Source organism: Fusicatenibacter saccharivorans (assembly GCF_027667425.1).
Taxonomy (GTDB): Bacteria; Bacillota; Clostridia; order Lachnospirales; family Lachnospiraceae; genus Fusicatenibacter; species Fusicatenibacter saccharivorans.
The window spans coordinates 407,891-432,264 of sequence record NZ_JAQEGR010000001.1; the positions used below are offsets into that span (position 1 = coordinate 407,891).

The 24,374-nt window shown below is 47.8% G+C and carries 29 protein-coding genes and 1 pseudogene; 29 read left to right on the forward strand and 1 reads right to left on the reverse strand.

The genetic code is table 11. The features are described from left to right. The first annotated feature begins 27 nt into the window (after positions 1–27). The 12 genes from PGS38_RS01865 (at position 28) to PGS38_RS01920 (ending at position 9,447) form a co-directional block, all read left to right on the forward strand. Complete coding sequence (locus tag PGS38_RS01865) at positions 28–414, forward strand: PrgI family protein (RefSeq protein WP_003500106.1); 387 nt, start codon at positions 28–30, stop codon at positions 412–414. Continuing rightward, entirely contained in the window at positions 332–2,761 is a 2,430-nt protein-coding gene (locus PGS38_RS01870) for a VirB4-like conjugal transfer ATPase, CD1110 family (RefSeq protein WP_416388402.1), read from the forward strand. The genes PGS38_RS01865 and PGS38_RS01870 overlap by 83 nt, the downstream gene beginning before the upstream one ends. A gap of 279 nt (positions 2,762–3,040) precedes the next feature. Beyond that, the gene (locus PGS38_RS01875; RefSeq protein WP_270475807.1) at positions 3,041–4,708 is read left to right on the forward strand and encodes a C40 family peptidase; all 1,668 of its coding nucleotides are present in this window, start codon (positions 3,041–3,043) and stop codon (positions 4,706–4,708) included. Positions 4,709–4,730: 22 nt separating this feature from the next. Beyond that, positions 4,731–4,997: a DUF4315 family protein gene (locus PGS38_RS01880; protein WP_005927622.1), complete on the forward strand. Its 267-nt coding sequence runs from the start codon at positions 4,731–4,733 to the stop codon at positions 4,995–4,997. Next, entirely contained in the window at positions 4,984–5,631 is a 648-nt protein-coding gene (locus PGS38_RS01885) for a DUF4366 domain-containing protein (protein ID WP_270475809.1), read from the forward strand. The genes PGS38_RS01880 and PGS38_RS01885 overlap by 14 nt, the downstream gene beginning before the upstream one ends. Before the next feature lie 2 nt (positions 5,632–5,633). Continuing rightward, entirely contained in the window at positions 5,634–5,825 is a 192-nt protein-coding gene (locus tag PGS38_RS01890; protein ID WP_003500082.1) for a hypothetical protein, read from the forward strand. After that, positions 5,826–6,227, forward strand: coding sequence for a cysteine-rich VLP domain-containing protein (locus tag PGS38_RS01895; RefSeq protein WP_064786966.1), 402 nt, complete (start codon positions 5,826–5,828; stop codon positions 6,225–6,227). It begins immediately after the preceding gene. A 132-nt stretch (positions 6,228–6,359) separates the two neighbouring features. Continuing rightward, complete coding sequence (locus PGS38_RS01900) at positions 6,360–6,950, forward strand: defense against restriction DarA-related protein (protein ID WP_243110689.1); 591 nt, start codon at positions 6,360–6,362, stop codon at positions 6,948–6,950. 12 nt (positions 6,951–6,962) lie between these two features. Next, entirely contained in the window at positions 6,963–7,145 is a 183-nt protein-coding gene (locus PGS38_RS01905; protein ID WP_003500078.1) for a DUF4316 domain-containing protein, read from the forward strand. Then, entirely contained in the window at positions 7,145–7,486 is a 342-nt protein-coding gene (locus PGS38_RS01910) for a plasmid mobilization protein (protein ID WP_005927607.1), read from the forward strand. Before PGS38_RS01905 ends, PGS38_RS01910 begins: the two co-directional genes overlap by 1 nt. 175 nt (positions 7,487–7,661) lie before the next feature. Then, positions 7,662–7,952: a CD1845 family protein gene (locus tag PGS38_RS01915; protein WP_005927606.1), complete on the forward strand. Its 291-nt coding sequence runs from the start codon at positions 7,662–7,664 to the stop codon at positions 7,950–7,952. Positions 7,953–8,031: 79 nt separating this feature from the next. Continuing rightward, positions 8,032–9,447 carry a relaxase/mobilization nuclease domain-containing protein gene (locus PGS38_RS01920; protein WP_008401432.1) on the forward strand — a complete coding sequence of 472 codons (1,416 nt, stop codon included), beginning with the start codon at positions 8,032–8,034 and terminating at the stop codon, positions 9,445–9,447. A gap of 169 nt (positions 9,448–9,616) precedes the next feature. Here the strand turns inward: PGS38_RS01920 and PGS38_RS01925 are convergent, their stop codons facing one another. Further along, positions 9,617–9,976, reverse strand: a complete 360-nt coding sequence (locus PGS38_RS01925) for a helix-turn-helix transcriptional regulator (protein WP_119188443.1) — start codon at positions 9,974–9,976, stop codon at positions 9,617–9,619. A gap of 199 nt (positions 9,977–10,175) precedes the next feature. Here PGS38_RS01925 and PGS38_RS01930 point away from each other — a divergent pair, with 199 nt between their 5' ends. From PGS38_RS01930 to PGS38_RS02010, 17 genes and pseudogenes are all read left to right on the forward strand, one after another. Beyond that, positions 10,176–10,847 carry a response regulator transcription factor gene (locus PGS38_RS01930; protein WP_119188442.1) on the forward strand — a complete coding sequence of 224 codons (672 nt, stop codon included), beginning with the start codon at positions 10,176–10,178 and terminating at the stop codon, positions 10,845–10,847. Further along, a complete protein-coding gene (locus PGS38_RS01935) occupies positions 10,831–12,243 on the forward strand; it encodes a sensor histidine kinase (RefSeq protein ID WP_119188441.1) in 1,413 nt (470 codons plus the stop codon). The genes PGS38_RS01930 and PGS38_RS01935 overlap by 17 nt, the downstream gene beginning before the upstream one ends. A 130-nt stretch (positions 12,244–12,373) precedes the next feature. Next, positions 12,374–13,138, forward strand: a complete 765-nt coding sequence (locus PGS38_RS01940) for a hypothetical protein (protein WP_119188440.1) — start codon at positions 12,374–12,376, stop codon at positions 13,136–13,138. 199 nt (positions 13,139–13,337) lie between these two features. After that, complete coding sequence (locus PGS38_RS01945; protein ID WP_243110688.1) at positions 13,338–14,210, forward strand: hypothetical protein; 873 nt, start codon at positions 13,338–13,340, stop codon at positions 14,208–14,210. 427 nt (positions 14,211–14,637) lie between these two features. After that, positions 14,638–15,060 carry an RNA polymerase sigma factor gene (locus tag PGS38_RS01950; RefSeq protein WP_004064265.1) on the forward strand — a complete coding sequence of 141 codons (423 nt, stop codon included), beginning with the start codon at positions 14,638–14,640 and terminating at the stop codon, positions 15,058–15,060. Positions 15,061–15,567: 507 nt separating this feature from the next. Then, positions 15,568–15,771 carry a hypothetical protein gene (locus tag PGS38_RS01955; protein WP_243110687.1) on the forward strand — a complete coding sequence of 68 codons (204 nt, stop codon included), beginning with the start codon at positions 15,568–15,570 and terminating at the stop codon, positions 15,769–15,771. Positions 15,772–15,904: 133 nt separating this feature from the next. Beyond that, entirely contained in the window at positions 15,905–16,081 is a 177-nt protein-coding gene (locus PGS38_RS01960) for a hypothetical protein (RefSeq protein WP_199695818.1), read from the forward strand. A gap of 89 nt (positions 16,082–16,170) precedes the next feature. Continuing rightward, positions 16,171–17,679 carry a recombinase family protein gene (locus PGS38_RS01965; RefSeq protein ID WP_119188437.1) on the forward strand — a complete coding sequence of 503 codons (1,509 nt, stop codon included), beginning with the start codon at positions 16,171–16,173 and terminating at the stop codon, positions 17,677–17,679. Between the two features lie 64 nt (positions 17,680–17,743). Continuing rightward, positions 17,744–18,005 (forward strand): annotated as a pseudogene (locus PGS38_RS17920) (helicase); the annotation flags it as partial. Positions 18,006–18,683: 678 nt separating this feature from the next. Continuing rightward, positions 18,684–18,947, forward strand: coding sequence for a hypothetical protein (locus PGS38_RS01975; protein WP_117805192.1), 264 nt, complete (start codon positions 18,684–18,686; stop codon positions 18,945–18,947). Between the two features lie 78 nt (positions 18,948–19,025). Then, positions 19,026–20,009 carry a hypothetical protein gene (locus PGS38_RS01980; RefSeq protein WP_118595998.1) on the forward strand — a complete coding sequence of 328 codons (984 nt, stop codon included), beginning with the start codon at positions 19,026–19,028 and terminating at the stop codon, positions 20,007–20,009. Next, positions 19,990–20,283: a hypothetical protein gene (locus tag PGS38_RS01985; RefSeq protein WP_118595997.1), complete on the forward strand. Its 294-nt coding sequence runs from the start codon at positions 19,990–19,992 to the stop codon at positions 20,281–20,283. The genes PGS38_RS01980 and PGS38_RS01985 overlap by 20 nt, the downstream gene beginning before the upstream one ends. 102 nt (positions 20,284–20,385) lie before the next feature. After that, the gene (locus tag PGS38_RS01990) at positions 20,386–21,339 is read left to right on the forward strand and encodes an LPD25 domain-containing protein (RefSeq protein WP_118595996.1); all 954 of its coding nucleotides are present in this window, start codon (positions 20,386–20,388) and stop codon (positions 21,337–21,339) included. Positions 21,340–21,430: 91 nt separating this feature from the next. Then, the gene (locus PGS38_RS01995; protein ID WP_117805188.1) at positions 21,431–21,925 is read left to right on the forward strand and encodes a hypothetical protein; all 495 of its coding nucleotides are present in this window, start codon (positions 21,431–21,433) and stop codon (positions 21,923–21,925) included. A 112-nt stretch (positions 21,926–22,037) separates the two neighbouring features. Then, on the forward strand, positions 22,038–22,514 hold the full coding sequence (locus tag PGS38_RS02000) for a hypothetical protein (protein WP_117805187.1): 477 nt from the start codon (positions 22,038–22,040) through the stop codon (positions 22,512–22,514). A 22-nt stretch (positions 22,515–22,536) separates the two neighbouring features. After that, positions 22,537–22,782, forward strand: a complete 246-nt coding sequence (locus PGS38_RS02005) for a hypothetical protein (protein WP_118595995.1) — start codon at positions 22,537–22,539, stop codon at positions 22,780–22,782. An 18-nt stretch (positions 22,783–22,800) separates the two neighbouring features. Next, on the forward strand, positions 22,801–24,366 hold the full coding sequence (locus tag PGS38_RS02010; RefSeq protein ID WP_117805185.1) for a DUF6674 family protein: 1,566 nt from the start codon (positions 22,801–22,803) through the stop codon (positions 24,364–24,366). Positions 24,367–24,374 lie beyond the last annotated feature (8 nt).

Here is a 24,374-nt window from a genome sequence, read left to right on the forward strand (position 1 = left end):
CCGAAGCAATAAAGGAGGTGTACCAAAATGGCCTATGTGCCAGTACCAAAAGACCTTTCCAAAATCAAGACAAAGCTGGCCTTCAACCTAACGAAGCGTCAGCTTGTTTGTTTTTCCAGCGCGGCGGCGGTGGGCCTCCCGGCTTACCTGTTTTCCCGTGGCAGTATCGGGAACAGTGCCGCCATGTTCCTGATGATCGGCCTCATGCTCCCGTTCTTCTTTCTGGCTATGTATGAACGAGACGGTCTGCCGCTGGAAAAAGTGCTGAAAAACATCATCCGCACCCGGTTCCTCTATCCCCGTGTGCGGCCTTACAAAACCGAAAACTTCTATGCGCTGCTTAGCGCCAGAAAGGAGGCGCAGCCGATTGCGAAACAGCAGAAGGGCCGGAAAGCTCGCAGGCAAAAAGCCTGAAAAGCAGAGCCTTCTCGGCCTGTTCACAAAGGGAAAGAACATTCCCACCACCGCCCAGCAGACCCTCCCTTACCGGGAAATGTACCGGGACGGGGTGTGCCGGGTAGCGGACCGCTATTACACCAAAACCATTGAATACGAGGACATCAACTACCAGCTCGCACAGTCCGAAGATCAGGCGGCCATCTTTGACGGGTGGAGCGCCTGCCTCAACTACTTTGACAGCAGCCTTCCGTTCCAGCTTTCCTTCCTCAACCACCGGAGCCGCCCGGGCAGCCGGTACAGCGTGAACATCCCCATGCAGGACGATGATTACAACAGCGTCCGGTGTGAGTATGTGGAAATGCTGGAAAACCAGATCGCCAAAAGCAACAACGGCATTGTCCGCACAAAGCTCCTGACCTTCGGCGTGAATGTGGATGACCTTTCCACCGCCAGGGCAAGGCTGGAACGTGTAGAGGCGGACATTTGCGGGAACTTCAAAAAGCTGGGCGTCAAGTGCCGCTCCCTTTCGGGGCTGGAACGGCTGGAGCTTCTTCACGGGCAGCTTCACCCCGGCAGCGGCTCCCCCTTCCGGTTTTCATGGGATATGATCCCCAAAACCGGGCTTTCCACCAAAGACTTTATCGCCCCGGACAGTTTCGATTTTCGTTTCAGCCGTCTGTTCCGGGTGGGGACGACTTGGGGCGCTGCCTCCTACTTGCAGATTTTGGCCTCAGAGCTCTCGGACAAGCTGCTGGCGGAGCTTTTGGAAATGGATGCGGAAATGACCATCACTCTCCATATCCAAACCGTCGATCAGGCCGCCGCCGTAAAATCTATCAAGGCCAAAGTCTCCGACATTGACAAGATGAAGGTGGAGGAACAAAAGAAGGCAGCTCGGTCAGGGTACGACATGGACATACTTCCGCCCGACCTTGTAACGTACAGCAACGACGCAAAGACCCTTCTGGAAGATTTACAGAGCCGGAATGAAAGAATGTTCCTGCTGACCTTCCTTGTGGTAAACATGGCCCCGACCCGCCGGGAGCTGGACAATGACCTGTTCACGGTGTCGGGTATCGTCCAGAAATACAACTGCACCTTGAAGCGGCTGGACTTCCAGCAGGAGGATGGTTTTCTTTCCAGCCTTCCGCTGGGCCATAACGGCATTGAGATCAAGCGCGGCATGACGACCAGCTCCACGGCCATTTTCGTTCCCTTTATGACGCAGGAGCTCCGCATGGATGGCGAAGCCGTCTATTACGGGCTCAACGCACTTTCCCATAACGTCATCATGGCAAACCGGAAAAAGCTCAAAAACCCCAACGGCCTGTTCCTCGGCGTGCCGGGCTCCGGCAAATCCTTTGCCGCAAAGCGGGAGCTTGTGAACGTGTTCCTTGCCACCCGTGACCGGATCATTGTGGTTGACCCGATGGGCGAATATTCGCCCCTTATCAAGAGGCTGGGCGGTCAGGTCATCGAGATCGCCCCGGACAGCCCCCACCACATCAATCCGATGGACATTGATTTGAGCTTTGACGAGGAAAACCCGATGGCGCTGAAAGCCGACTTTATCCTGTCGCTGATGGAGCTAATCGTCGGCGGCAAGGACGGCTTGCAGCCGGTGGAGCGTACCGTCATTGACCGCTGTGTGCGCCAGATGTACCGAGAGCATTTGCAGAACCCGGAAACAAGCAAAATGCCGACCCTCCAAACCCTGTATGACCTGCTCTGTTCCCAGCCCGAGGGCGAGGCGGTACGGCTGGCAACAGCCCTTGAAATCTATGTGTCGGGCTCTCTCAACGTGTTCAACCATGAAACCAATGTGGACCTGAACCGCCGTCTGGTATGCCTTGACTTAAAAAAGCTGGGTGCCGGGCTTCGGACGATTGCCATGCTCATTATGCAGGACTTGGTAAACTCGCAGGTGTCCATGAATTTCCTGCGCGGTATCGCTACATGGTGCTACTTCGACGAATTTCATGTGCTGCTGCGTGACCGGCTGACGGCAAGCTACTGTGTGGCGATCTGGAAAATGCTCCGTAAGAAGGGCTGCGTACCCAGCGCCTTAACGCAGAACGTGAAGGATTTCCTTGCCAGCCCGGAGATTGAGAACATCTTTGAAAACTCGGACTTCCTTGTGCTTCTCTCGCAGGCACAGGGAGACCGGCAGATTTTAGCCAAACAGCTTGGGATCAGCCCCCATCAGCTTTCCTATGTGACCCATACCAATTCCGGCGAAGGGCTGCTGTTCTTCGGAAACACCACCATCCCGTTTGTTGACCGCTTCCCGCAGAATACCGAGCTGTACGCCATTATGACCACCCGCCCGGAGGACAAAAAACAGGAAATGAACCGGGCATAACACACTTCGGGCCATGCTGGCCCGAGGTTTGGAAAGGAGGGATACATCATCGAAAAGAAACCGGACAAACGGAATTTTCAAAGGCCGGGGCCGACGGAGGATACCGGGGGCAATCGCCCCGGACCGGCTGAACGGGAAGGACCTTCCCCCGCACCATCCCGACGTCTGCGGTTTGAGGACGAGGATACCGGGCAGGACAGTCCTTCGGGCCACGATGGCCCGAAGTCCAAAAGCGGCAAGTTTCAAGAGGACAGCCGGAAAGCCCGCCCTTCTGACCGCATGAGGCAGGAGGATGACAAGGGCGGTCCGCAGGATACCGGAAAGGCGCAGGAGCCGGAAGGCTCCGCCGAGAAGGCCGGGAGCAAAAAGGACAAGTACCAGAAGGCGCAGGCCAAAGCGGAGCGCGCCGGGGAAAAGCTGGGAAAGGCCCGGGAGAAGCTGGATAAGGTCGAGGCGAAACGGGCGGCGCAGAAGCCACCGGGGCTTGCGAAGAAAGCTGTCCGGGGAGCCCGCACCGAGGCATGGTTTTATCTCCACAACAAAATCAACGAAGTCGAACATGAAAATGTGGGCGTGGAAGGAGCGCATAAATCCGAGCTGGCCGCAGAGGCCGGAGCCCGGAAACTGACCCGCTATGCCAAACGCCGCTGGCGGGAACACCCAGCCCGGAAGGTGGCAAAGTGGGAACGGAAGGACATAAAAGCCCGGGCCAATGTGGATTTTCAAAAGATGGCCTCCGAGCACCCGGAACTTGCCAGCAATCCGCTTTCCCGTGTGCAGCAGAAATGGAAACTGAAACGCCGGTATTCCAAAGAAGCAAAGGCGGCTGCAAAACAGGGCGCAAAGGCCGCAAAGAAAACCGCTGCCGCTTCGGGAACTGCGACCCGTCGGGCGGCGCAGTTTGTGACACGTCATCCCGTGGCGGTGCTGGTCCTGCTCCTGCTGTTGCTGCTCTGTTTTCTTGTGTCGGCGGTAAGCTCCATCTTTCCCACGCTTGGCAGCGGCCTTGCCAATGCGTTATCCGGCACCTCCTACGCCTCGGAGGATACGGACCTGCTGGGCGTGGACGAGGACTACACGGCACTGGAAAACGAGCTGGCGCAGACGGTAGCGAACATCGAAAGCACCCATCCCGGCTATGACGAGTACCGCTATTCCGTGGACGAGATCGGCCATAACCCCTATGAGCTGGCGTCCTATCTCTCGGCAAAGTACCATGTGTATTTCCGGGAACAGGTGCAGGACGAACTGCGGGAGATCTTCGAGGCACAGTATGAGCTGACCTTGACGGAGAAAGTCGAGATACGCTACCGCACCGAAACCAGCACCGACCCGGAGACCGGGGAAACCACCACCGAGGAAGTCCCCTATGAGTATTACATTCTCAATGTGACCCTCACAAACAAGACGCTGCCCGCCGTGATCCTGCCGAGGCTTAACGAACAGCAGCGGGAAATCTACACCGTTATGCAGCAGCTCAAAGGCAACAAACCCTATCTGTGGGAAGGGATTTACAACGGCGGCGAAGATACCGGCCCCAGCTATGAGATACCCGGCGAGGCGCTGGATGACCCGGCTTTTGCGGCGCTCATGAAAGAAGCCACAAAGTACATCGGCTGGCCCTATGTGTGGGGCGGCTCCAGCCCGTCCACCTCCTTTGACTGTTCGGGCTTTGTCTGCTGGGTGTACACGGCCAGCGGCGTCCACAACCTGCCCCGTACCACGGCGCAGGGCATTTACAACCAGTGCGCTATCATTTCCCCCTCCGAGGCAAAGCCCGGCGACATTATCTTTTTCACGGGAACCTATGACAGCCCCGGCCCTGTGTCCCATGTGGGGATTTATGTGGGCGACGGGATGATGCTCCATTGTGGTTCGCCCATCCAATACGCAAACATCAATTCAAGCTACTGGCAGACACATTTCTATGCCTTCGGGCGTTTGTGAGCCAGAGGAAAGGAGTCCTTGCATGAACAAGATCGACAAGCTCGATAAGGAACTGGAAAAAGCCCGGGAGAAGGCTGCCGAGTGGCAGGCCAAAATCCGGGAGCTGGAAAAGCAGAAACAGGAGGAAGAAAACAGCCAGATCGTGCAGGCGGTGCGCTCCCTCAAACTGACGCCCGCCCAGCTTATGGCTTTTTTGAATGACCCCAAAAACAGCCTTACCGCTTCGGGTCATACTGACCCGAAGCCGGAGGCACCCGAAAAGGAGGACACAGCCCATGAAGAAAATTAAATACCGCAGGCTGGCGGCGATGGCTGCCAGCCTTTTGTGTTGCCTGATCTTTACAGTCCCGGCTTATGCACAGAGCAGCGAGCCGCAGCCGGAGACAGCTCCCTCCCCGGCAGAAACCGAAGCAGAGCCGGAAACCCAGAACCCCTTTACCCTGGACGGGACGGGAACCGTGGTGGACAACGCCACCGACGAGGATGGAAAGGAGTTCTACACCATCACCACCGCAGACGAGAGCGTGTTTTATCTGGTGATCGACAAACAGAAAACCAGCGAGAACGTCTATTTCCTCAATACCGTTACCACAGACGACCTTCTGCCTCTTGCCGAACAGGGTAAGGAACCGCCCAAAGAAGTGACCCCGGAGCCAGAGCCAAAGCCCACTGAACCGGTGGAGGAAGTACCGGAACCCGAGCCGGAGAAAAAGGACAGCCCCCTTCTCTCTCTGCTCCTGATCGGCGCGGTGGTGCTGGCCGGCGGTGGAATTGGTTACTATTTCAAGATTTACAAGCCGAAGCATGAGGCCCCGGATTTGGAAGATGATTACTGCGAATATGAGGACGGGGAGCTGGAGGAGATCGCAGAGGAACCCGAGGACGAAGATACCCCGCTGTGGGAGGAAGATACGGAGGAATGAGAATGAATTTTACAAGCAGCCCTTTTGAACGAATGATGAAGGAAGTACCGCACCCCGGCTGGGACAATGACGACCCTTGTAAGGGATGCCGTTACTACAAGGAGTGCAAAGGAAAGAAAAAACAGTGCCGGAAGAAGTTCCGGGCGCTGATCGTGGAGCCCCGCCCTTCGGGCCATCGTGGCCCGAAGTCTTAAATGGACGCCCGGGAGCTGACCCGTGACGAGAAGAAGAAAATCCGTTCTCTGGTCACGGGGATGTGTGCCAACTATGACAGGGAAAGCGGCCTGTGCCTTCCTCTGGACTGTGCCTGTTATATGCTGCACAAGTGCTGGACAGGGGCGTACTGCCGTTACTTCCGTGAGGCTGTCCTGCCCCTTGACCCGGAGCTTCAAGCGGCGCTGACAACGGAAGGAATCTCCCCGGAACTGCGGGCCTGTGCGGTCTGCGGAAAGGCATTTTGGCCCGAGGGGCGTCAAGCCTACTGCTCCGACGTCTGCAAGGCCGAAGGAAACCGTCGGAAAAGCCGGGAACGCATGAGGAAAATGCGGGAGAAAAGGCCGGGCGGCTGTTACGATTTGCCGCCTCCAAAGGCTTGACATTCCGGGCTTTTTTGAGGGTGTTTCTGGGGTGGGAATATCTTATTACATTCCTCCCCGGTCTGCCCTCTTATTTCGTAACATCCAGCACTTCGGGTCATGTTGACCCGAGGCACAGAAAGGAGGGATCTCTTGGAGACAGTACAAGGATATGTGATTTTGAAAGCTGCCACCTTTGAAACCGGACACGGCTTTGCGCTGGGGCATAATCCGGGAGCGCCGAGCCCCTTTGTGACCTGGCAGTTTACCGAGGGGGAAAACGGCCATCGGGATTACTACTGGGGCCGCTATGGAACCAGTCAGGCGTGGGCGCAGCGGGACTTTGACCGCCGGGTGGACGACTATCAGCAGTTTTACCATGCGGCGGTCAAGCATACCGAGCTGGGACCGGAGGGCGTTTACCGCTATTATTCCACCCAGCGGCCCGTGGACATAGGAACTTACCCGAAGCCGCCGGATAACCAGCCTCTTTCCATCGTCAACTACGATGATGACAGGCGGCGTCCTGTGGCAGACGGCAGGCTGATGGCATGGGGCGAACTGACCTACGCAAAGCCGCTGACCGAAAAGCAGATGGAGGATTATGAGCTGAAACCAGCACCGGGCAATCCTGACCGGGTGCGCCCATCCATTATTGCCCGGCTCAAAGATGAAACCAGAGGGCAGGAACCCCCGAAGGAACCCGGCCAGAAGCGAAACCATAAAAACCATGAGGAACGATAAAGGAGGATCGCCATGCACGAAAAAGACAACTATCTGAAAACCGCCGAGCTCTCCACAGAGCAGAACTGCAACATGATCGACGGCGTACCCAACAACACGCCCATCCCGCCCACGCCCCCGGAGTTGGACGCAAAACCGCTGGATAAGGTAAAGGAGCCCAAAGAACGCCGGAAAGGCCGGGAGCTGGAACGCTGATGGAGAACCGCAAGCGGAATGTCCATCTGCACGTCATGGTAACACCGGACGAGCTGGCGGCCATCCATGAGCGGATGGCCGAGGCGGGCATTTCCAACGCCGGGGCTTATGTACGGAAAATGGCTCTGAACGGGTATATCCTGCACATCGACCTTACGCCCGTAAAAGAGCTGATCTCTCTGCAACGGCGCTGTTCCAACAATCTCAATCAGGTCGCCGTACACGCACACACCTATGGCGTGTACCCGGAGGAAATCGACGGATTGAAGCGGGACTATGAAAAGCTGTGGGGCGAGGTGTCAAAGGTGCTGCGGGAGCTTTCCGAGCTGGTGGCAAAGTAAGACGAGGGCGGCAGGCTTCCGTTGCGGGGCTTGCCGCCCTGCTCTTTTTTTACCACTTCGGGCCAGTATGACCCAAAAGTTTGGGACAGGATTTACTAATCTTTCGCAACATTTATGTCCCCGGGCAAGCATGATAAAATAGAGGTAGGAAGGATAGATAAAGGAGGTTTTGAAGATGAAGATACTGCTGAAAATATTGGTTGCTCCCTTTGCTTTAGCGTTGTCCCTTCTGGCGGCTCTGCTGGTGTTCCTATTTGATATTTGTGCCGTCCTGCTGACGATTGCCTCTGTGATCCTGACGGTGCTGGGTGTCGCTCTCTTTTTCACGCCGACGCCCATAGGCGGGATTGTATTTCTGTTTCTTGCCTTCCTTCTTTCGCCGTATGGACTGCAAGCGGCGGCGGGCTCCCTTCTTTGGGCGCTGGACGGAGGCAAATCCGCTCTGTACCGGTTTCTGGCAAGTTAAGCAGCCTCGGGCCATACTGGCCCGAAGTCGGGGCGGTCTGAATGGGCCGCCCCTTTCTCATGGAAAGGAGGAATGATTTTTGGCTACCACAACTTTGTTACAGCGCCATGCGGGCGAAGGCGAAACGATTGCTGAGGCTATCCGGGATTGTCTGGACTATGGCAAGGACCCGGAGAAAACAGAAAGCGGAAAGTATATCTCCGCTTATGAATGTGATCCGGCCACCGTGGCGGACGAGTTCCTTTTGGCAAAGGCCAGCTATGCCGCTATGACGGGCCGGGAACAGAAGAAAGAAAATAATGTGCTGTGCTATCAGATACGACAATCCTTCTATCCGGGCGAGATCACCCCGAAGGAGGCGAACCGTATCGGCTATGAGCTGGCTATGCGCTGGACAAAGGGGCGGCACGCTTTTATCGTTACCACGCACACCGATAAGCAGCACATCCATTGTCACATTTATTACAACTCCACCACCCTTGACTGCACCCGGAAATTCCGAAATTTTTGGGGCTCCAGCTTCGCCCTTCGGCGGCTCTCTGACAGGCTGTGCCTTGAAAACGGGCTATCCATCGTGGAGAACCCGAAGCCCCGGAGCAAGGGCAAGTATCGGAACTATGGAGAGTGGCAGAAAGACCGGAAAGGGCCGCTTTCCTATCAGGACAGGCTGCGCCTTGCCATTGATACTGCGTTGGCGGAACGCCCCGCTGATTTGGACGAATTTCTCAATTTGATGAAGCGGGCCGGGTATGAGGTCAAGACGGTTCGGGGCGGCGGTATCAGCTTCCGGCTGACCGGGCAGGGACAGGAACGCTTCACCCGTCTGCGTGCCTCCACGCTGGGGGACGGCTACGACTTGCAAGATGTTCTGTCCGCCATTGAGGGCAAAGAAAAACGCCCCGGGCGCTCGGAGCGGAAAATCAGTCTGGCGGTGGATATTCAAGCAAAGCTGGCTGCCGGTAAGGGGCCGGGATATGAACGCTGGGCGAAGGTATTTAACATTAAGCAGATGGCCGCCGCTCTTGCCTATATACAGGACAATAACCTGACCGATTATGAGCAGTTGGCGAAGAAAGCCACCGAGGCGGCAGACCGTTTCCATGTTATTTCCGAACAGGTCAAGCAGACGGAGCAGGCCATGAAAACCAATGCCGGGCTAAAGGCCGCAACGGTTCAGTATGCCAAAACCCGCCCAGTCTTTGAGCAGTATAAGGCGACGAAGTACAGCCGGAAATTCCTTGCGGAGCATGAGGCCGACCTTGAACTGTACCGGGCTGCACAAGCGGAAATGCGCTCTCTGCTGGGCGGGGCGAAGCTCCCTAAAATGGATGTGCTGAAGGAGGAAGGCCGCAAGCTCACAGCAAAGAAAAAACAGCTCTATGGAGAATACCAGAAGGCACGACGGGATATGCAGGAGATCGTCACAATCAAGGCGAACATTGACACTCTGATGGGCTACACCGAGCCGGGAAGAAAGCAGGAAAAGGAGCGTTAAGGTTATGAAAATAAGGAGCAAAGCGACGCTGACACTTCGGGCCATGTTGGCCCGAAGATACGGGTTTGGGGCGAGCCCCAACAAGCCGCCTTTGTGCCACTTGTGGCCACAGAGGCATTGCTTGCCACTTAGCGGCAGCCCCGAAAATGGCGCAAAAAAACAGAGGCCCTTATTCTGGAACCTCCGTTTCTCTGGCTTTTTGTAGTCCCTCTGCTGTGGCCTCCATGACCGTCAATTCCTTTTCGTCCATTGAGTTGAGCAGTCTATCAATGTGCTGGCGGCAGTCGCTTTCGCTATTCTGCCTGTCAGGATAAAAGAATTGGTCTACGGAAATGTCCAGCAAGGTGACGATTTGGTAAAAGGTATTCAGGCTTGGATGCTGACCCCGGTTTTCAAAATACATGATAGAGCGTGGGGTACGGTCTACAAGCTGTGCAAGATATTCCTGCGTCCAACCTTTCGCCTCTCTTTTGCGCTTGATCTCCCGGCCTAATGCGTGGAAGTCAAGCCGTCTGGTGTCTTGGTACATTCTCATATCACCCCTATATTATTTTACATTTCGGGTTTGACTATGAGAACGAAACACGATTTTATGTTTTAGTAGTATTTTATTGCCCGTCGGCAAGGTTGCCGATGTTACACGGACAAGGTATAATAACAGAAAGAAAATTCGAAAACTACACTTTAATCACAAAAATCTATGATACGCTATCTTTGGAGGTGTTATTATGCAAAGGATTTTAGTCGTTGAGGACGATTTTGATATTCAAGAACTTTTACAGAATTTTTTACAAGAAGCAGGATATGAAGTAGCTGTTGCAAATGATGGTGTCGAGGCACTATCGCTATTTGCGGGGCAACGATATGACTTGATTGTGTTGGACATTATGCTCCCCAAAATTGACGGTTACGGTGTCTGTGAATTGATACGCAAGCAATCTGATGTTCCCATCATTATGCTAACCGCATTAAGCGGAGAAGAAGATCAGATTAAAGGATTGGATTTGCAGGTGGATGACTACATTACAAAACCGTTTTCTATGCCTGTCCTGCTCCGCAAAATTGCGGCTGTACTTCGGCGCAGTAACCGGGGAACAGATGAAAAGTATCAAATCATTGCTTATGGCAATTTGCGTTTGAACTGTGACAGCTACACCTCCACCGTGGACGGAGCTAATTTTGAACTGACACAAAAGGAATTTGAAATACTGCGGGAACTGCTGACCCATCAGGGCCGGATATTGACCCGGCAGAACTTGTTGGATAAGCTGTGGCGATATGATTTTTATGGGGACGAGCGTGTTGTTGATACCCATATCAAAAATCTACGAAAAAAATTGGGAATAGATTTCATTCAAACAATCAGAGGGGTGGGATATAAAGTTGATAAAGAGAATTAAAGGCAGTCTGTTTGCTAAAGTCTTTATTCTGACTGTGGCAGTTTTGCTATGCGTGAGCTTTCTTGTCTATGGCGTTCTGGCCTGGTATATGCCCAGGACCTATTCTAACAATCTCAATGCGTCATTAGATGAACAGACAAGTGACTTTATTTATGAATTAGAACATATCCGTATGCAGGATAGCGGCGGACTTTTTGACCAGTTTCTTCAAAACACGGCGATTAGTATGGTGGAGCTTTATACTGCTGATGGTGTTCTGATGGAAACACCGTCTAATCAAAATGACTTTAACGATGGGATTGCCAGTGAGGCTCTTGGTGGAACATCTTATGAAAGTGCGCCGATTATATCCAACAGCTATTACTTCTCATTTGCAGATGATAATGGCCAATATATTTTAACAGTTTATGGAGAAGCCTCTCAAATCGCAGAACTGCGGCAATCATTTGTAAGCGTATTACCGATTTTGTTTTGCGTTATTCTCCTTGTATCGTTGGCAACCGCTTGGGGGTATTCTCGTATCATTACAAACCCGGTATTAAAAATCTGTCGGATTTCTAAAGAAATGTCTGATATGCGGCTGGAATGGCAACTTGAGGAACGTCGTTCTGACGAGCTGGGTGTACTGGAGAATAGCTTGAATACGCTGTCCCGGAAACTGTCTGCTACCTTGGAGGAGTTGCAAAGTGCAAATCTCCAGCTCCAAAAGGATATTGAACATCAAAAGGTGCTGGAACGGGCACAACAGGATTTCTTTTCTTCCGCTTCCCATGAACTGAAAACCCCTATCACCATTATCAAGGGTCAATTAGAGGGGATGCTATTGGGTATAGGGGCATATAAAGACCACGAAAAGTATCTTGCCCGATCCTTGGAAGTTGCGGCTACGCTTGAAACGATGGTGCAGGAAATATTAACGATTTCAAGGCTGGAAACCAATGTCGATTTCAAAATGGAGCATTTTGATTGCGCTCCCATGATACATGGCTATTTGAGGGAGATTGATGATTTAGTGGCAACAAAAGAGCTGCAAATACATCTTGCTATACAGTCTCCCACTTTTATCAATGGGAACAAATTACTGATTGAAAAGGTGTTCTCCAATTTGATTTCAAATGCTGTAAAGTATTCGCCGCATGGAGCAAGCGTTGATATTATTTTACAAAATACCAACGGACGCTTTTTGTTCTCCGTAGAGAACACAGGTACACATATACCCGAAGATGATATCCCCAAATTGTTTGACGCTTTTTATCGTATGGAGCAATCCCGCAGTAGAAGAACAGGCGGCAGCGGCTTAGGGCTTTATATGGTTCAAAGAATTTTACAACAACATAACAGCTATTGTGAGGCTTGCAACACAGAAAACGGTGTTAAATTCTTCTTCACGATTTAGCGGACAACCAGCGGCAGGTGAACAACTTGCCGCTTTTTTAACTACACACAAATCACAAACTAATCCCAAAGGTATCCCAAAAAGCTCTGCTATACTTTAGGTACATTCAAAGAAAGGATTGGTGAAAACTATGAAACGAATTGCATTATGCGTTGCGTCCATGCTCTTGTTAGGCTGTTTGGCTGGATGCGGCGCGACACCGCAGAACAGCCAGGAACAAGCCGATAACAGTAGTGATACTCTTTACTCAAATTCTTCATCCACAGCGCAAGCCTATGAAAGCGATGAAGTGATTTCCTCGGAAGAACAGGCCAAGGCCGAAGAAATCCGCCGGAGCGAGATTGCGGAACAGTATTCCATTTATGAACCCTATGGCATGACCTACGATCAGGAGAAAGACCGCTTCTTTTATAAAAGCCAGATGGTGCGTTATTTCAAAGATCAGATCAGTCCAGAGAACGCAAACTCGTTCTTCTATGAGGATGGCGTGGTAGATGTAGAGCCGATCAGAGATGCAAATGGATCTTTGACAGGCTTGAAGCAATCCTCGGATGCTGATTTTAACGCCAGAACTGAAAAGCAAAAAGAACTAAAAGAGGAATTTGATGCGGCTGGAATTACTGGAAACAGCGGTAGTTTTGAACTGGGCGATCCGAACTATCGTGATGATAGTTTAGACGCCTACACCGCATTTGGCGTTTCCTATGACCAGCCGACTCAAAAATGGATGTATGACGGCAAACCCATCCATATTCTCTATGATGCAGACCACGATACCTACTGTGATAACGGCATAAGTGATGGTATCAACCTAAAAGTTATTCGTGACAAAAACGGTAACATCGAAAAGCTGGTAGAAACAGCGGCACAAGAATTAGAGCAGTATGTAAAATAGACTACAAAACTGCTGTACGACGGCAAAAAAAGCCGTCGTACAGCAGACACATTTCCATACGCCATGAAGGGGCTGTATCAAAACGAAATTTTGGTACAGCTCCTTTTTAACTACACATAAATCACAAACTAATCCCAAAGGTATCCCAAAATGCTTTGCTATACTTGGGGTACATTCAAAGAAAGGATTGGTGAGAACTATGAAACGAATGGCATTATGCGCTGCGTCCATGCTCTTGTTAGGCTGTTTGGCTGGATGCAGCACGACACCGCAGAACAGCCAGGAACAAGGTAATCCCGTTATCAAGGAAGAAATCAGTCAACCTCTTGGCGGCTCTGAGGCGCTGGGAAACAGCGAGGACAGCTCGGCACTCTCCGCCGCAGACAAAGAAAAAATGTTTGCACCTTATGAACAATATGGGATGACCTATGATGCGGTCAAAGATGAACTTACCTATAATGGGAATTTGGTTCGCTGGTTTGAGGACTATTATCCCATCGGTAACAATGAAACCGCCGGTATTGATTTTCTAAATGAGAACGGCACAGTAGATGTGTATGCTGTACGGGATTTAGAGAGCTTTTCAAAAGCGGCTGACGGCTCCGTTGATCCGGCGGGCAAGCTGATTGACCTGAAAGAGTTTACCCAGCAGGAATTTGACGCACGGGATATTGAGGCGTTGAAAAACAGCACATCCGTTGCTATGGCAGGAACGCCGCTTGAAGATAGCGAAATTGCAAAGCTCGTTGCAGAGTATGAGGCATTTGGAGTAACTTATGATGCCGAAAAAGATCAGTGGTATTTCAATGGTGAGGAAGTCCGCTATTTCCGGGATGTTCTCACTTCTAATGGTGAAAGTCTCACCAGCGGAAAATTCCGAGGCGAAATGAGAACGCTTGGAAGCGGTGTTGGCACAATAGACATTTATACCGTTCGTGATTACGACCACTTGAACAGCGAACATCACGGAACATTAACTGGCATCGAGAAATACAGTCAAGAGGAATTTGACGAGCATACACAGGTCGGAATGTCTGGAAATCAGCCCATAGGTAATGCAAGCCATAACTAAACAAACCATCTATCTGCCGCACGACGGCAAAAGAAAAAAAGCCGTCGTACAGCAGCCTATCAATACGCCTATTTGAAACGGCGGCTCAATTTTCAGAGCCGCCGTTTCTCTTTGGATATTCAGTAACCCCACGGCGGCCCATAGGAGGGTGTCGCCGTGTCCATCTTACTTTCTCACAATTCCCATGACCTTCACCAGCTAAAAAAAGCGTAGCTCCCCCTCCGGGACAGTCTGGTTATGAAGGTACAATATATCAGTACAATTATGATAATGTAATTTCATGCGTCTGCATAGCGTCTTGCTGTGCGGGCGCATTTCTTTTGCTTTGCTTCGGGCCAATTTGGCCCGAAGTCCAGCCCCGGTGCCGTTCTCCTCCGGCCTTCGTTTCGATCACTTGTCAACACCCAACACCGAAACGGAGGTCAATATGGCTATTATCAATTTGCGGGACTATTACCCATTCTATACATCGGATTGCTTCATGGAAGTATCGGAAGAAGTTGCAGAAATGTTCAAAGAGTTTGATCGTAAAGAGGCTGCCTACCGGCTGCGTACATACCGCCACAAAGCCTACTATTCCCTTGATCGGGATGACGGGCTGGAGCATGAAGCTGTCTTTGTCGCCTTATCTCCCCATGAACTGTATGAGCGGAAAGTGACCATGCAGGAGCTTCACGCAGCGATTTCCAGTCTGCCGGACAAACAGGCAAAACGGATTTATGCTCATTTCATTCTCGGCATGACCAAACAGGACATTGCCCGGGCAGAGGGCGTCCATGAAAAAGTAGTTCGTGTCGCAATCGAGCGAGGTCTGCGGCGCTTAGAAAAAATTTTGAAAAATTCTTTGTAAGGCGTACCGATTTAGGCCGGAAAATGAAATGGCTTATGAGAGGCAAAACACTTCGGGTCACAATGGCCCGAGGTTCAGACAAGCCTCATGCAGATTGAAAATTGAATAAAAAGACACCCGGATACGAAGGGGAACGCGCTGTGTGACAGACCCGCCATGACCTCAGATTTCAAAGAATACAGTCTTTGTAAAACTGAGCGAGCGAACAGGTCCATGCCATAGGTGGGGCAAGGCTGGCTCCACCGGAACAGGCGCAGAACCCGGATACTTGCGTTTAGTCACAGTCCGAGCGTTGAAGCGGCCTTGCAAGCCGTGAGCCGTCGCAGGCAATGAGAACGCCTTGCCATCAGAATGGGGAGAGTTGAAATACTATGGGGCATGAAGCCTATGTCCGTCCGATGTGTCTGAAATGAAGTGAAAACCTATGGGGAGTCCCCGGCAATGCTGTCTGATGATAGGCCAACCGATCCGGCGCGGCTCCCCATCTTTTCAAAAAAGGAGCACTTTATGGGAAATGCGTTTAGAATGATCCCCGGCTTGGAACCGGACGAATGGAGCAATGACGCCTGCCGTGGTTATGTCATTATGGCAATGGAGAACTGCGGATTTTCAAAGAAGGATATACGGCGTGTTGTGGGGCAGCTTTATGAAGTATTCGACCTCAACAGCGTGGAGGACGCCAAAGAAAAGTACCTTTCCAGTCCTTACTGACCTCGGGCCACATTGACCCGAAGTGGAGAAAGCTCAAAGGGCGGCACCTGCTGGGTGCCGTCTTTTGACATTTCCCCACGGGACAAGTGGGAAAGGCTGGCATATACACGCACTTTCGCAAAGGAGGTTTTCAATGACGCAAGCTGTCACTTATGAACGAGAAACAAAGTCTGTCGCATTTCAAGGGAAGATCATTGTGCTGGAAAGCCTCACGCCGGTACTTTCCCCGAAGGAGAAAGCACAGCGCAAAAAAGAAATTGAGCGTTGTCTTTACGAGGTGTTCAGCAAATATGGGGACAGATTTCCCTAATCATTCGCAACATTGTTGTCCGGGGCTGCTGATGGTATAATATAGTTGTAAGGTTGGTAGCTCCATTCCAACAAGGAAAGGAGCCCAATATGGAATTTATCAGAGAAGATTGTATTTACGCAAGACAGTCAGTAGACCGCAAGGACAGTATCAGCATTGAAAGTCAGATCGACTTTTGCAAGTATGAATTGAAAGGTGGTAGCTGCCGGGTATTCAAGGACAAGGGCTATTCCGGCAAGAACACGGACAGGCCGGAGTTTCAAAAGCTGCTGGGCGAGATCCGCAAGGGAAAGGTCAGGCGGGTCATCGTGTATAAACTGGACCGTATAAGCCGTTCTATTCTGGACTTTGCAACGATGATGGAGCTGTTTCAAGAGTACGATGTGGAGTTTGTATCCTCCACGGAAAAGTTTGATACTTCGACCCCGATGGGCCGGGCTATGCTGAATATCTGCATTGTATTCGCCCAGCTTGAACGTGAGACAATTCAGAAGCGTGTCACAGACGCCTACTATTCCCGGTGCCTGAAAGGCTTCCACATGAGCGGGCAGGCACCATACGGTTATCAGTTAGAGCCTACTGTGGTAGAGGGTATCCGCACAAAGAAAATGGTTGCCGACCCCATAGCCGCCGACCATGTACGGCTGATGTTTGAAATGTACGCTGAACCGGAAACCTCCTTCGGAGATATTACTCGATACTTCGAGGAACATGACATAAAAATTTATGGCAAATCCATGTTCCGTACATTTCTTTCCCAGCTTTTAAGAAACCCTGTTTACGCACAGGCCGATTTGGAGCTGTACGAATTTTTCAAGAGCCAGGGCGCAGCGATTGTCAATGACGCTTCTGACTTTGCCGGAACAAACGGCTGCTATCTCTATCAGGGGCGGGATGTGAAGGAGGACAAAGACAGGTGCTTAAAAGACCAGATGCTTGTTATCGCTCCCCACGAAGCACTCATTTCCTCTGACACATGGCTGAAATGTCGGAAAAAACTTATGGCAAACACCACCTTCCAGCAGGGACGGAAACCAAAAAATACTTGGCTGGCCGGAAAAATCAAATGCGGGCATTGTGGGTATGCTCTGAAAGCCACCCATGTACCAAACAGCACCGGCTATTTCCGCTGTACCAAACGGACGGAAAACAAAGGCTGTCCGGGCTGCGGGAAAATCCGCAAAGAAGAATTTGAGCAATTCATTTTCTCGGCCATGCAGGAAAAGTTCAAAGATTTTCAGATACTCCACGGCAGGGAGGAAAAAGTCAATCCGAAACTGACCGCCTATCAAGTGGAGCTGGCACAGGTGGAGGCAGAAATTGAAAAGCTGCTGGATACGCTGACCGGAGCCAATGCGACCTTGCTTGCCTACGCCAACAAAAAAATTGAAGAACTGGACACCCGACGCCAGACCATTTCAAAGGCAATCGCCGAATTGAGTGTTGAAACCATATCGCCCCAGCAGATAAAGAAGTTATCCTATTATCTCGACAACTGGGACAGCATAGATTTTGACGACAAAAGAAAAGCCGCCGATGGTTTGATCTCTACGATCAAGGCCACCAGCGACCGTGTTCAGATAGAGTGGAAAATCTGACATTTCCGCTCTATCGCCCCTCATTTCTATTTTATCTTGTTTGTACCCCTTGTACACCGATGTTTATGTTACAGAAGGAACATTTGATGCTTATTCCTGGCAGCTGATCGAAAACAAGCAAAAATTCATCAGCCAGATCATGACAAGCAAATCGCCGGTCCGTAGCTGTGAAGATGTAGACGAATCCGCTCTATCCTATGCGGAAGTAAAGGCTCTTGCAACCGGAAATCCATATATCAAAGAAAAAATGGATCTTGACATTCAGGTATCACGTTTAAGACTGTTAAAAGCAAACTATACAAGTCAAAAATACCGGATGGAAGATAATATTGTTCAGCATTATCCACGCCAAATCGTTATGGTGAAAGAACTAATCGAAAAACTTGAACAGGATATAGCTCTCTATGAACAAAATGCTGCCACAAGCAAAGATAAGTTCCATATGCAGGTTGGATCAGGTGTGTATGACACAAGAAAGGATGCAGGAAACGCTATCATAAAATTTTTTCAAACTGATGCGGATGGAACTGCCAAAATCGGAACATATCTCGGATTTTCAATGAATATAGCATTCGATTCCTTTAATAGAAAATTCGTTTTGAGACTTAAGGGAGCTATGAACCACCCTGTTGAGATTGGTCCTGATCCAGTTGGAAATATTATTCGATTGAACAATGTTTTGAAAACCATGCCGGATAAGCTTGCCGAAGCCAAAGACAGACTTGAAACCTTAACTAATCAATTAGAATCAGCGAAAATAGAAGTAACGAAACCATTCCAACAGGAAGAAGAACTCGCTGAAAAGCTAAAGCGACTGGCAGAACTGAATGCGCTCCTGAACATGGATGAGAAAGGAACAGATGCTCTTATACTGGAAGATGATGAACAACCTGCAATAGTAAACTCCGACATGGCAGTTACGCCAATCACATCCGTGAAAACAAAACCAATGCTAAAGAAAAAAGTGGTTGGACTATGCTTATAAGAAAATGGGGAGGATTTCAATGGAAATAACAGAAATAGAATGCAAAATCCTACGGATAAAAGCCGGAGCTATTTTAATTCTTGGGATGCAGCTAGGAAGTGAGCTGCAGCTTGATACGGAAGAAAAACGAGAGGATGTTCTGATGCAACTGGTGGCTATGCAGCGGCTTGTCGAAAAAGCCGAATATTCCCCAGATCTTGCATTTGAATATTTCGGTTATTCGGAACAAAAACGGCAGCTTTACAAGAAGGTTGTTGACTACATGATTGATGTTTCGAAATAAAAAAGGTGTTAAAAAGAAAAAAAGGTCGCTAAGGGAAATTTCATCTTTCTCTTACGACATTTTTTGTTGGAGGCATTTATGAGTAAAAGAAAATTTTCAAAAAAAGAGGTTGCCATAAGCATAGCGGCGGCCGCTCTTGCAATAGCAACGGTTGGAGGCGCGGTCGCTATCCATAAAGATTCCAGCAACTCAAATACTGGACATTCTATTACCGTGGAGCAATCAGACTACAGTAAAAAAAAGGAAGAGGCAATCCAGCAGATTCAGGATGCCGTAAAAGACTTATCGGATGACCAGCAATCCGAAATTGACTCTTATATCAAACAGAATATTGAAAACATCCAAAAAGCTGAGTCTGAACGTACCATAGAAAGCACGCTGCAGGAAACACTCGATTACATAGACCAAAGAAGTTTGAGTGAAAAAGAAGAGCAACGAAAAGAAACACAGACAACGGAAACATCTTCTTCCAGTGAAAGGGAGGTTACTTCTTCCTCTGTATCAGAAGAAGATAAATACCATATCCTTGGGGAAGATTATATTTATGAAAATAACGACTATCTTCCAGTTATCAATCAAAGTAACTGGATCTATATGTCTGATGAAGAGAAAGACGATTGGCTGAAGAAATGCACACCGGTAAAAGAAGATTCCGCCCACTCTATCACAGCCATATGTACAGACGCTTATGGTTACAATAAAAGCTGGTTTCTTCCCTGCAGACTGCATAAATGGATCACGGAAAACAATATCACAGCAACGGAAGGTGAATATCTGGCCTATGGAACCTATAAACCAAGTAAGGAAACATTCTATCTCGTACTGAATGACAGTAACCGAACCGTAACTCTGGTTACATACAACAAAAATTCCCAGGACTTTTCCTTTGAATTTGCCGGCATGACAGAGAGTGAGGTACTGGAAATGAAGAAAATGGATGCAAATACATCAGACACCACAGGGCACCAGGAAGATTCCAATAATACTTCTGATGCCGGTGATGCACCACTTTCTGAATCTGCCTTAAATGAAATGGAGAAAAATGCAGAACAAAATCAATAAAATCAAACATACCGGCGTATATGTTCTGGTTGTAGATGATTACTTATACAAAACCGGAGACATATTTGGCGAGTGGATTTTTCTTCCCATGGATTCACCGGCAATCTCAAAATATGATGATACTTACGTTATTATTAAGTATGATTTAAGTGACATTACAAATCAGACACAGAAAAACTGGATTCAAAAGCAAATCGAGCAAAATAAACATAATATTTCGCGCCTCAATAACATCTTAATAGCGTATATGGAGAACGAAAACTGGAATTCATAGTCTCCAAGGAAAACTGATACTTATAAATTTTCCGAAAAAGGTAGCCTAATTTTGAGGCTGCCTTTTTTGAACCACAAATCAAAAAAAGGAAGAATTAAAAACATGAAAATACAACGAGATGGGAAAGAATATACCTTGACGGCCGAAGAAGTTATGGAAGCCCACGAAGAATTTGTTACCAGTTTTATGGTTGCCGAATTGGAAAATTCATATGATGTACCACATAAATATTCGAAAGATCTCGCAAAAGAGGCATATGATATGTATGCTGACAGCAGTATTTATTCCGAATATGATTGCATCGAACGTGTTGCAAAGGACTATCAGGATCGCTGTAAAGAACCTACTGTTACAATAACTTGGTCAGAGTGTAACGATTTTGAAGATGGCGAGGTTATTCCGATCGCAGAAGCAAATAAAAGGTTTGAATTAATTGATGCCGATATTCGAGAACAATATGGCGGCCACTATTATGAAAAGACAAAATTCCTGTTGAATTATAATATGGGGAAAGAAAATTTTTCCTATGAAGGCCGCCAGGATTTCGGTGATTATGAGGGTTCCTTGATCGATCACCTTCATAATATGGCACTTATGTATGCATATGATTCTGAGTATTATGATTCGGTGGCATCCAGTAATACACCGGAACTTGCAGAGAAAATCCGTACCAATGGACTGTTTCTTTTAAATAAGCTGGTGCTGTATTTGAGAGCACATGAAGAAATTTCCGATAAATCAGTAACAGTGCATGTTCTGTTTGACAAGCCATCTGTAGAGATAGAATCATGGAAGGAAAAATACTTGATAGATTTCGATAACTATGTATCCGACTGCAGATACTGCCTTAATTCTGGTTTGAATTTACCCGATGAACCGATGTTAAAAGATTACGATCCAGCTTTAATTGCAGAAAGGCAAAAAATAGAGGAAGAACTTAAGCAGGAAGCTGCTGCTGCGGGAATGACGGTAGAGGAATATGCTGCAAATGATTTTATTTCTCCAAAGCAGCAAACAACGAATAAGAAAGCCACAAAAAAACAGCCAACCCTTTAACCTATGTTCAGCAATCTATCCCCGGCTTCTTGCATATACCTAATTTTCTGTTATTATAAAAGTGAGAAAAAATGAAAGAGGCGAAAGAAATATGAAATTTGATATTAATGCATTAATTCAAAAACAAAAAAGACCAATCAAAGATAAAAAACAGCTTTCTGCTGAACTGAAAAAAACTATTGAGCAAGAAGAAGATCCTCGGATTCAAAAACATAAAATTAATGCCTTGAAAAAGGGTTATACTCCAGAAGAAGCGGAGAAAATTGCTAGTATTTGCCGATCATACTATAAGTCTATTGACAAAATGCAAGCGGAACTTTCTGAGAAATCCATGAAAATTCACGAGATTTTTAACGAGCAATCTGTAAAGAAAGGATCATGGCAGCAAAAATACTTGACAGATTTTGATAAATATGTATCCAAATGTAGATACTGCCTTAATTCTGGTTTAGATTTGCCTGATGAGCCGCTATTTACAGATTATGTTCCGGATTTAATTCCTGTAGAGGAAGAACTTAATCAGGAATCTGCTGCCGCAGGAATGACGTTAGAAGAATATATCAAAAAAGAATATCTTTTCAAATAATATTTTCAAAAGGCAAAAAACAGTAAACAAGCATACAAAATGTTCCCAAAAACGCCCAATCATTTAAGACTGCTAAGCAGTCTTTTTTATTACAAAAAAGGAGAAAGAAACTATGGATATAGATACATTAATTGAGCGACAAGAAGTACTGGTTGAAAATCAAAAACAGCTTTTATCTGCGATGGTGTCTACACTTGACCTAATGAAAGCAGAAAAATTACGTCAAGAAATAGATCAGGAAATAGCATTTGATGAACCAAATAAGACTGTTGAGCAAGAAGAAGATCCTCGGGTCCAAAAGCATAAAATTATTGCCTTGAAAAATGGTTATACCCCGGAAGACGTGGAAGAAGTTGCGAGTATTTACCGATCATACTATGAATCTCTTGATGAAATCGAGGCAGATCTCGCTGCAGAAGGTAAGCCAAGTAATGGATCTGACTATGAATTACGAGCTGAAAATGTACGTGCGCTTCGCGATCAGGACTTATCATATATTGACCACAAATATGAAGAGCAGCGCAAACAGAAGTCACGTCCTACGCAGCATCCACTGAAACGTCCCAAAAAAACGATGAGTAAAATTTGACTTGTAGAAAAGAGGAAACCATATGTCAGAGTCACTGGGCCCCCGGAAAAAGGATTGGGATTTTTCATCCACATTAAAAACTCTTCTGGATCGTCATACTCTCGAACTTTCCAACGAAGAATTAGAGGAAATCAATCTATACCTTTTAAATCAAAGAGAACACGCGATCACTTTATACTCTCAGCAATTATATGGAATGAAACGTACAGCCAATCGTTTATCCAACACTTCAACATCCTTTCAGGATCAGTTACAACACATGAACTAAAAAGAAAGAAGGGTTCTTATGTCACAAGAAATTGAAAATAATTTTGAAGAACGAAAGAAAGACTGGGACTTGACCGGGCTTTTGGACGATGTTATTCGAAGGTACATATATCAACTGACTAATGATGAGCTTAATGAAATCAACTTGGAAAAAGCTTCTGGAATGCCAGATGAAGAGATTAAAAATGGAATCAAACTCCCTTTGGCTACTATGCAGCAACGCCGTGAAACATGGGGTTCTCAAAGTAAATTAGATGTACAAGAGCCTATGATTTTTATATTGCAAAGTACAGTAGAAAAGTTGTCCGTCGGAGACAAAATCCCATTATCAGACGCAGATAGCTTTTTGATTCACCAAGAATCCGGTGTTCTTAATTATGAACTTCATTATTTGATGAATGGTACGCCGCAGGAGTATAATGCATTCCTTGATCTTTCTAAAGTTAAAGTGGCCGACACGTTAATGGATGGCGTTACGCACAGCACTCCACCTGCTTTATCGGATTACCTTGAGCGGCATCAACAATTAAACGATACAGAACTTGGAGCCAAACGATTGCAGAAGTTAAATTGTGATTCAAAAAATGTATCTTATGCAAATGCTCTACTTTCCTATGTAAGAGAAGCAAGGGAATGTTTAAATTCTGGAAAACAACTTCCACAGCGGCCAACCAGAAGTTCTATTACTCTTGAAAAGCCAAACGAAGAAGTTGCAGTTCCGCTTTCCGAACAAACTCCAGAAGAAACTGCTGTCCTTGATCTTAATTCTGCACCTGAAATTAGTATCCCTTCATCCAACAATGAAGAAGTTATGCAGCATCAAAACACCACTCCGGAAAGTCCGGAGGCAGAACATCAACAAGCAAAAATGGAAAATCTTATGGATATATCTCTTCCATTGGTTGATCAGGAACCATTTCAAGAGATACTACAGGCTCTTCTGAAAAATGATATGTCTCAAGCAGCTAATCTGTTGCAATATCTCGGAAGTCATCTGGATAAATTACAAGAAGAGCATCAGAAAATGCAAGTAGAATTCCGGGAACTCAAAGAACAGGTAAATTCTATTGACGAAAGATTTTTTAATGATTCTGACAGTGTTGATACTGTACAGAATAATCTTGATCAGAGTGAAAAACTCATAACACTTAACAAGTCCCGCCTTGCCAATGTTGTTCTGCAGACTAAGAGTAAATTAAAAACTGCTGGAAAAAATGCGCTTTTATCGTTTGCTGAAAAAATTCATGTTCCAAAAGCTTTGGCTTCGTTGCAAAAGGGAATGCAGCATACGCAGGATTCTCTCGATGTACTATTCCAGCGGCTGAACGATGCAAAGCAGGCCGTACAAGATGTTTCCAATAGTGTAAAAAACGTTGGCCGGGCATTGACCGGAAAAGAACTTCTTGAATATGTCCCGTGGGACCCAGAAAAGGGTAAGATTGCTTCTGTCCAGCGTAAGATTTACGCTATGGAGCGTACATTGGGTAATTTGCAGGAAAGAACAAATACATTACTTTCTAAAATGCAACGTCCTGAGCAGAAACCCGAGAAGCAGGTAAAAAAGACAACTAAAAAGGTTATTTAAAGGAGGTA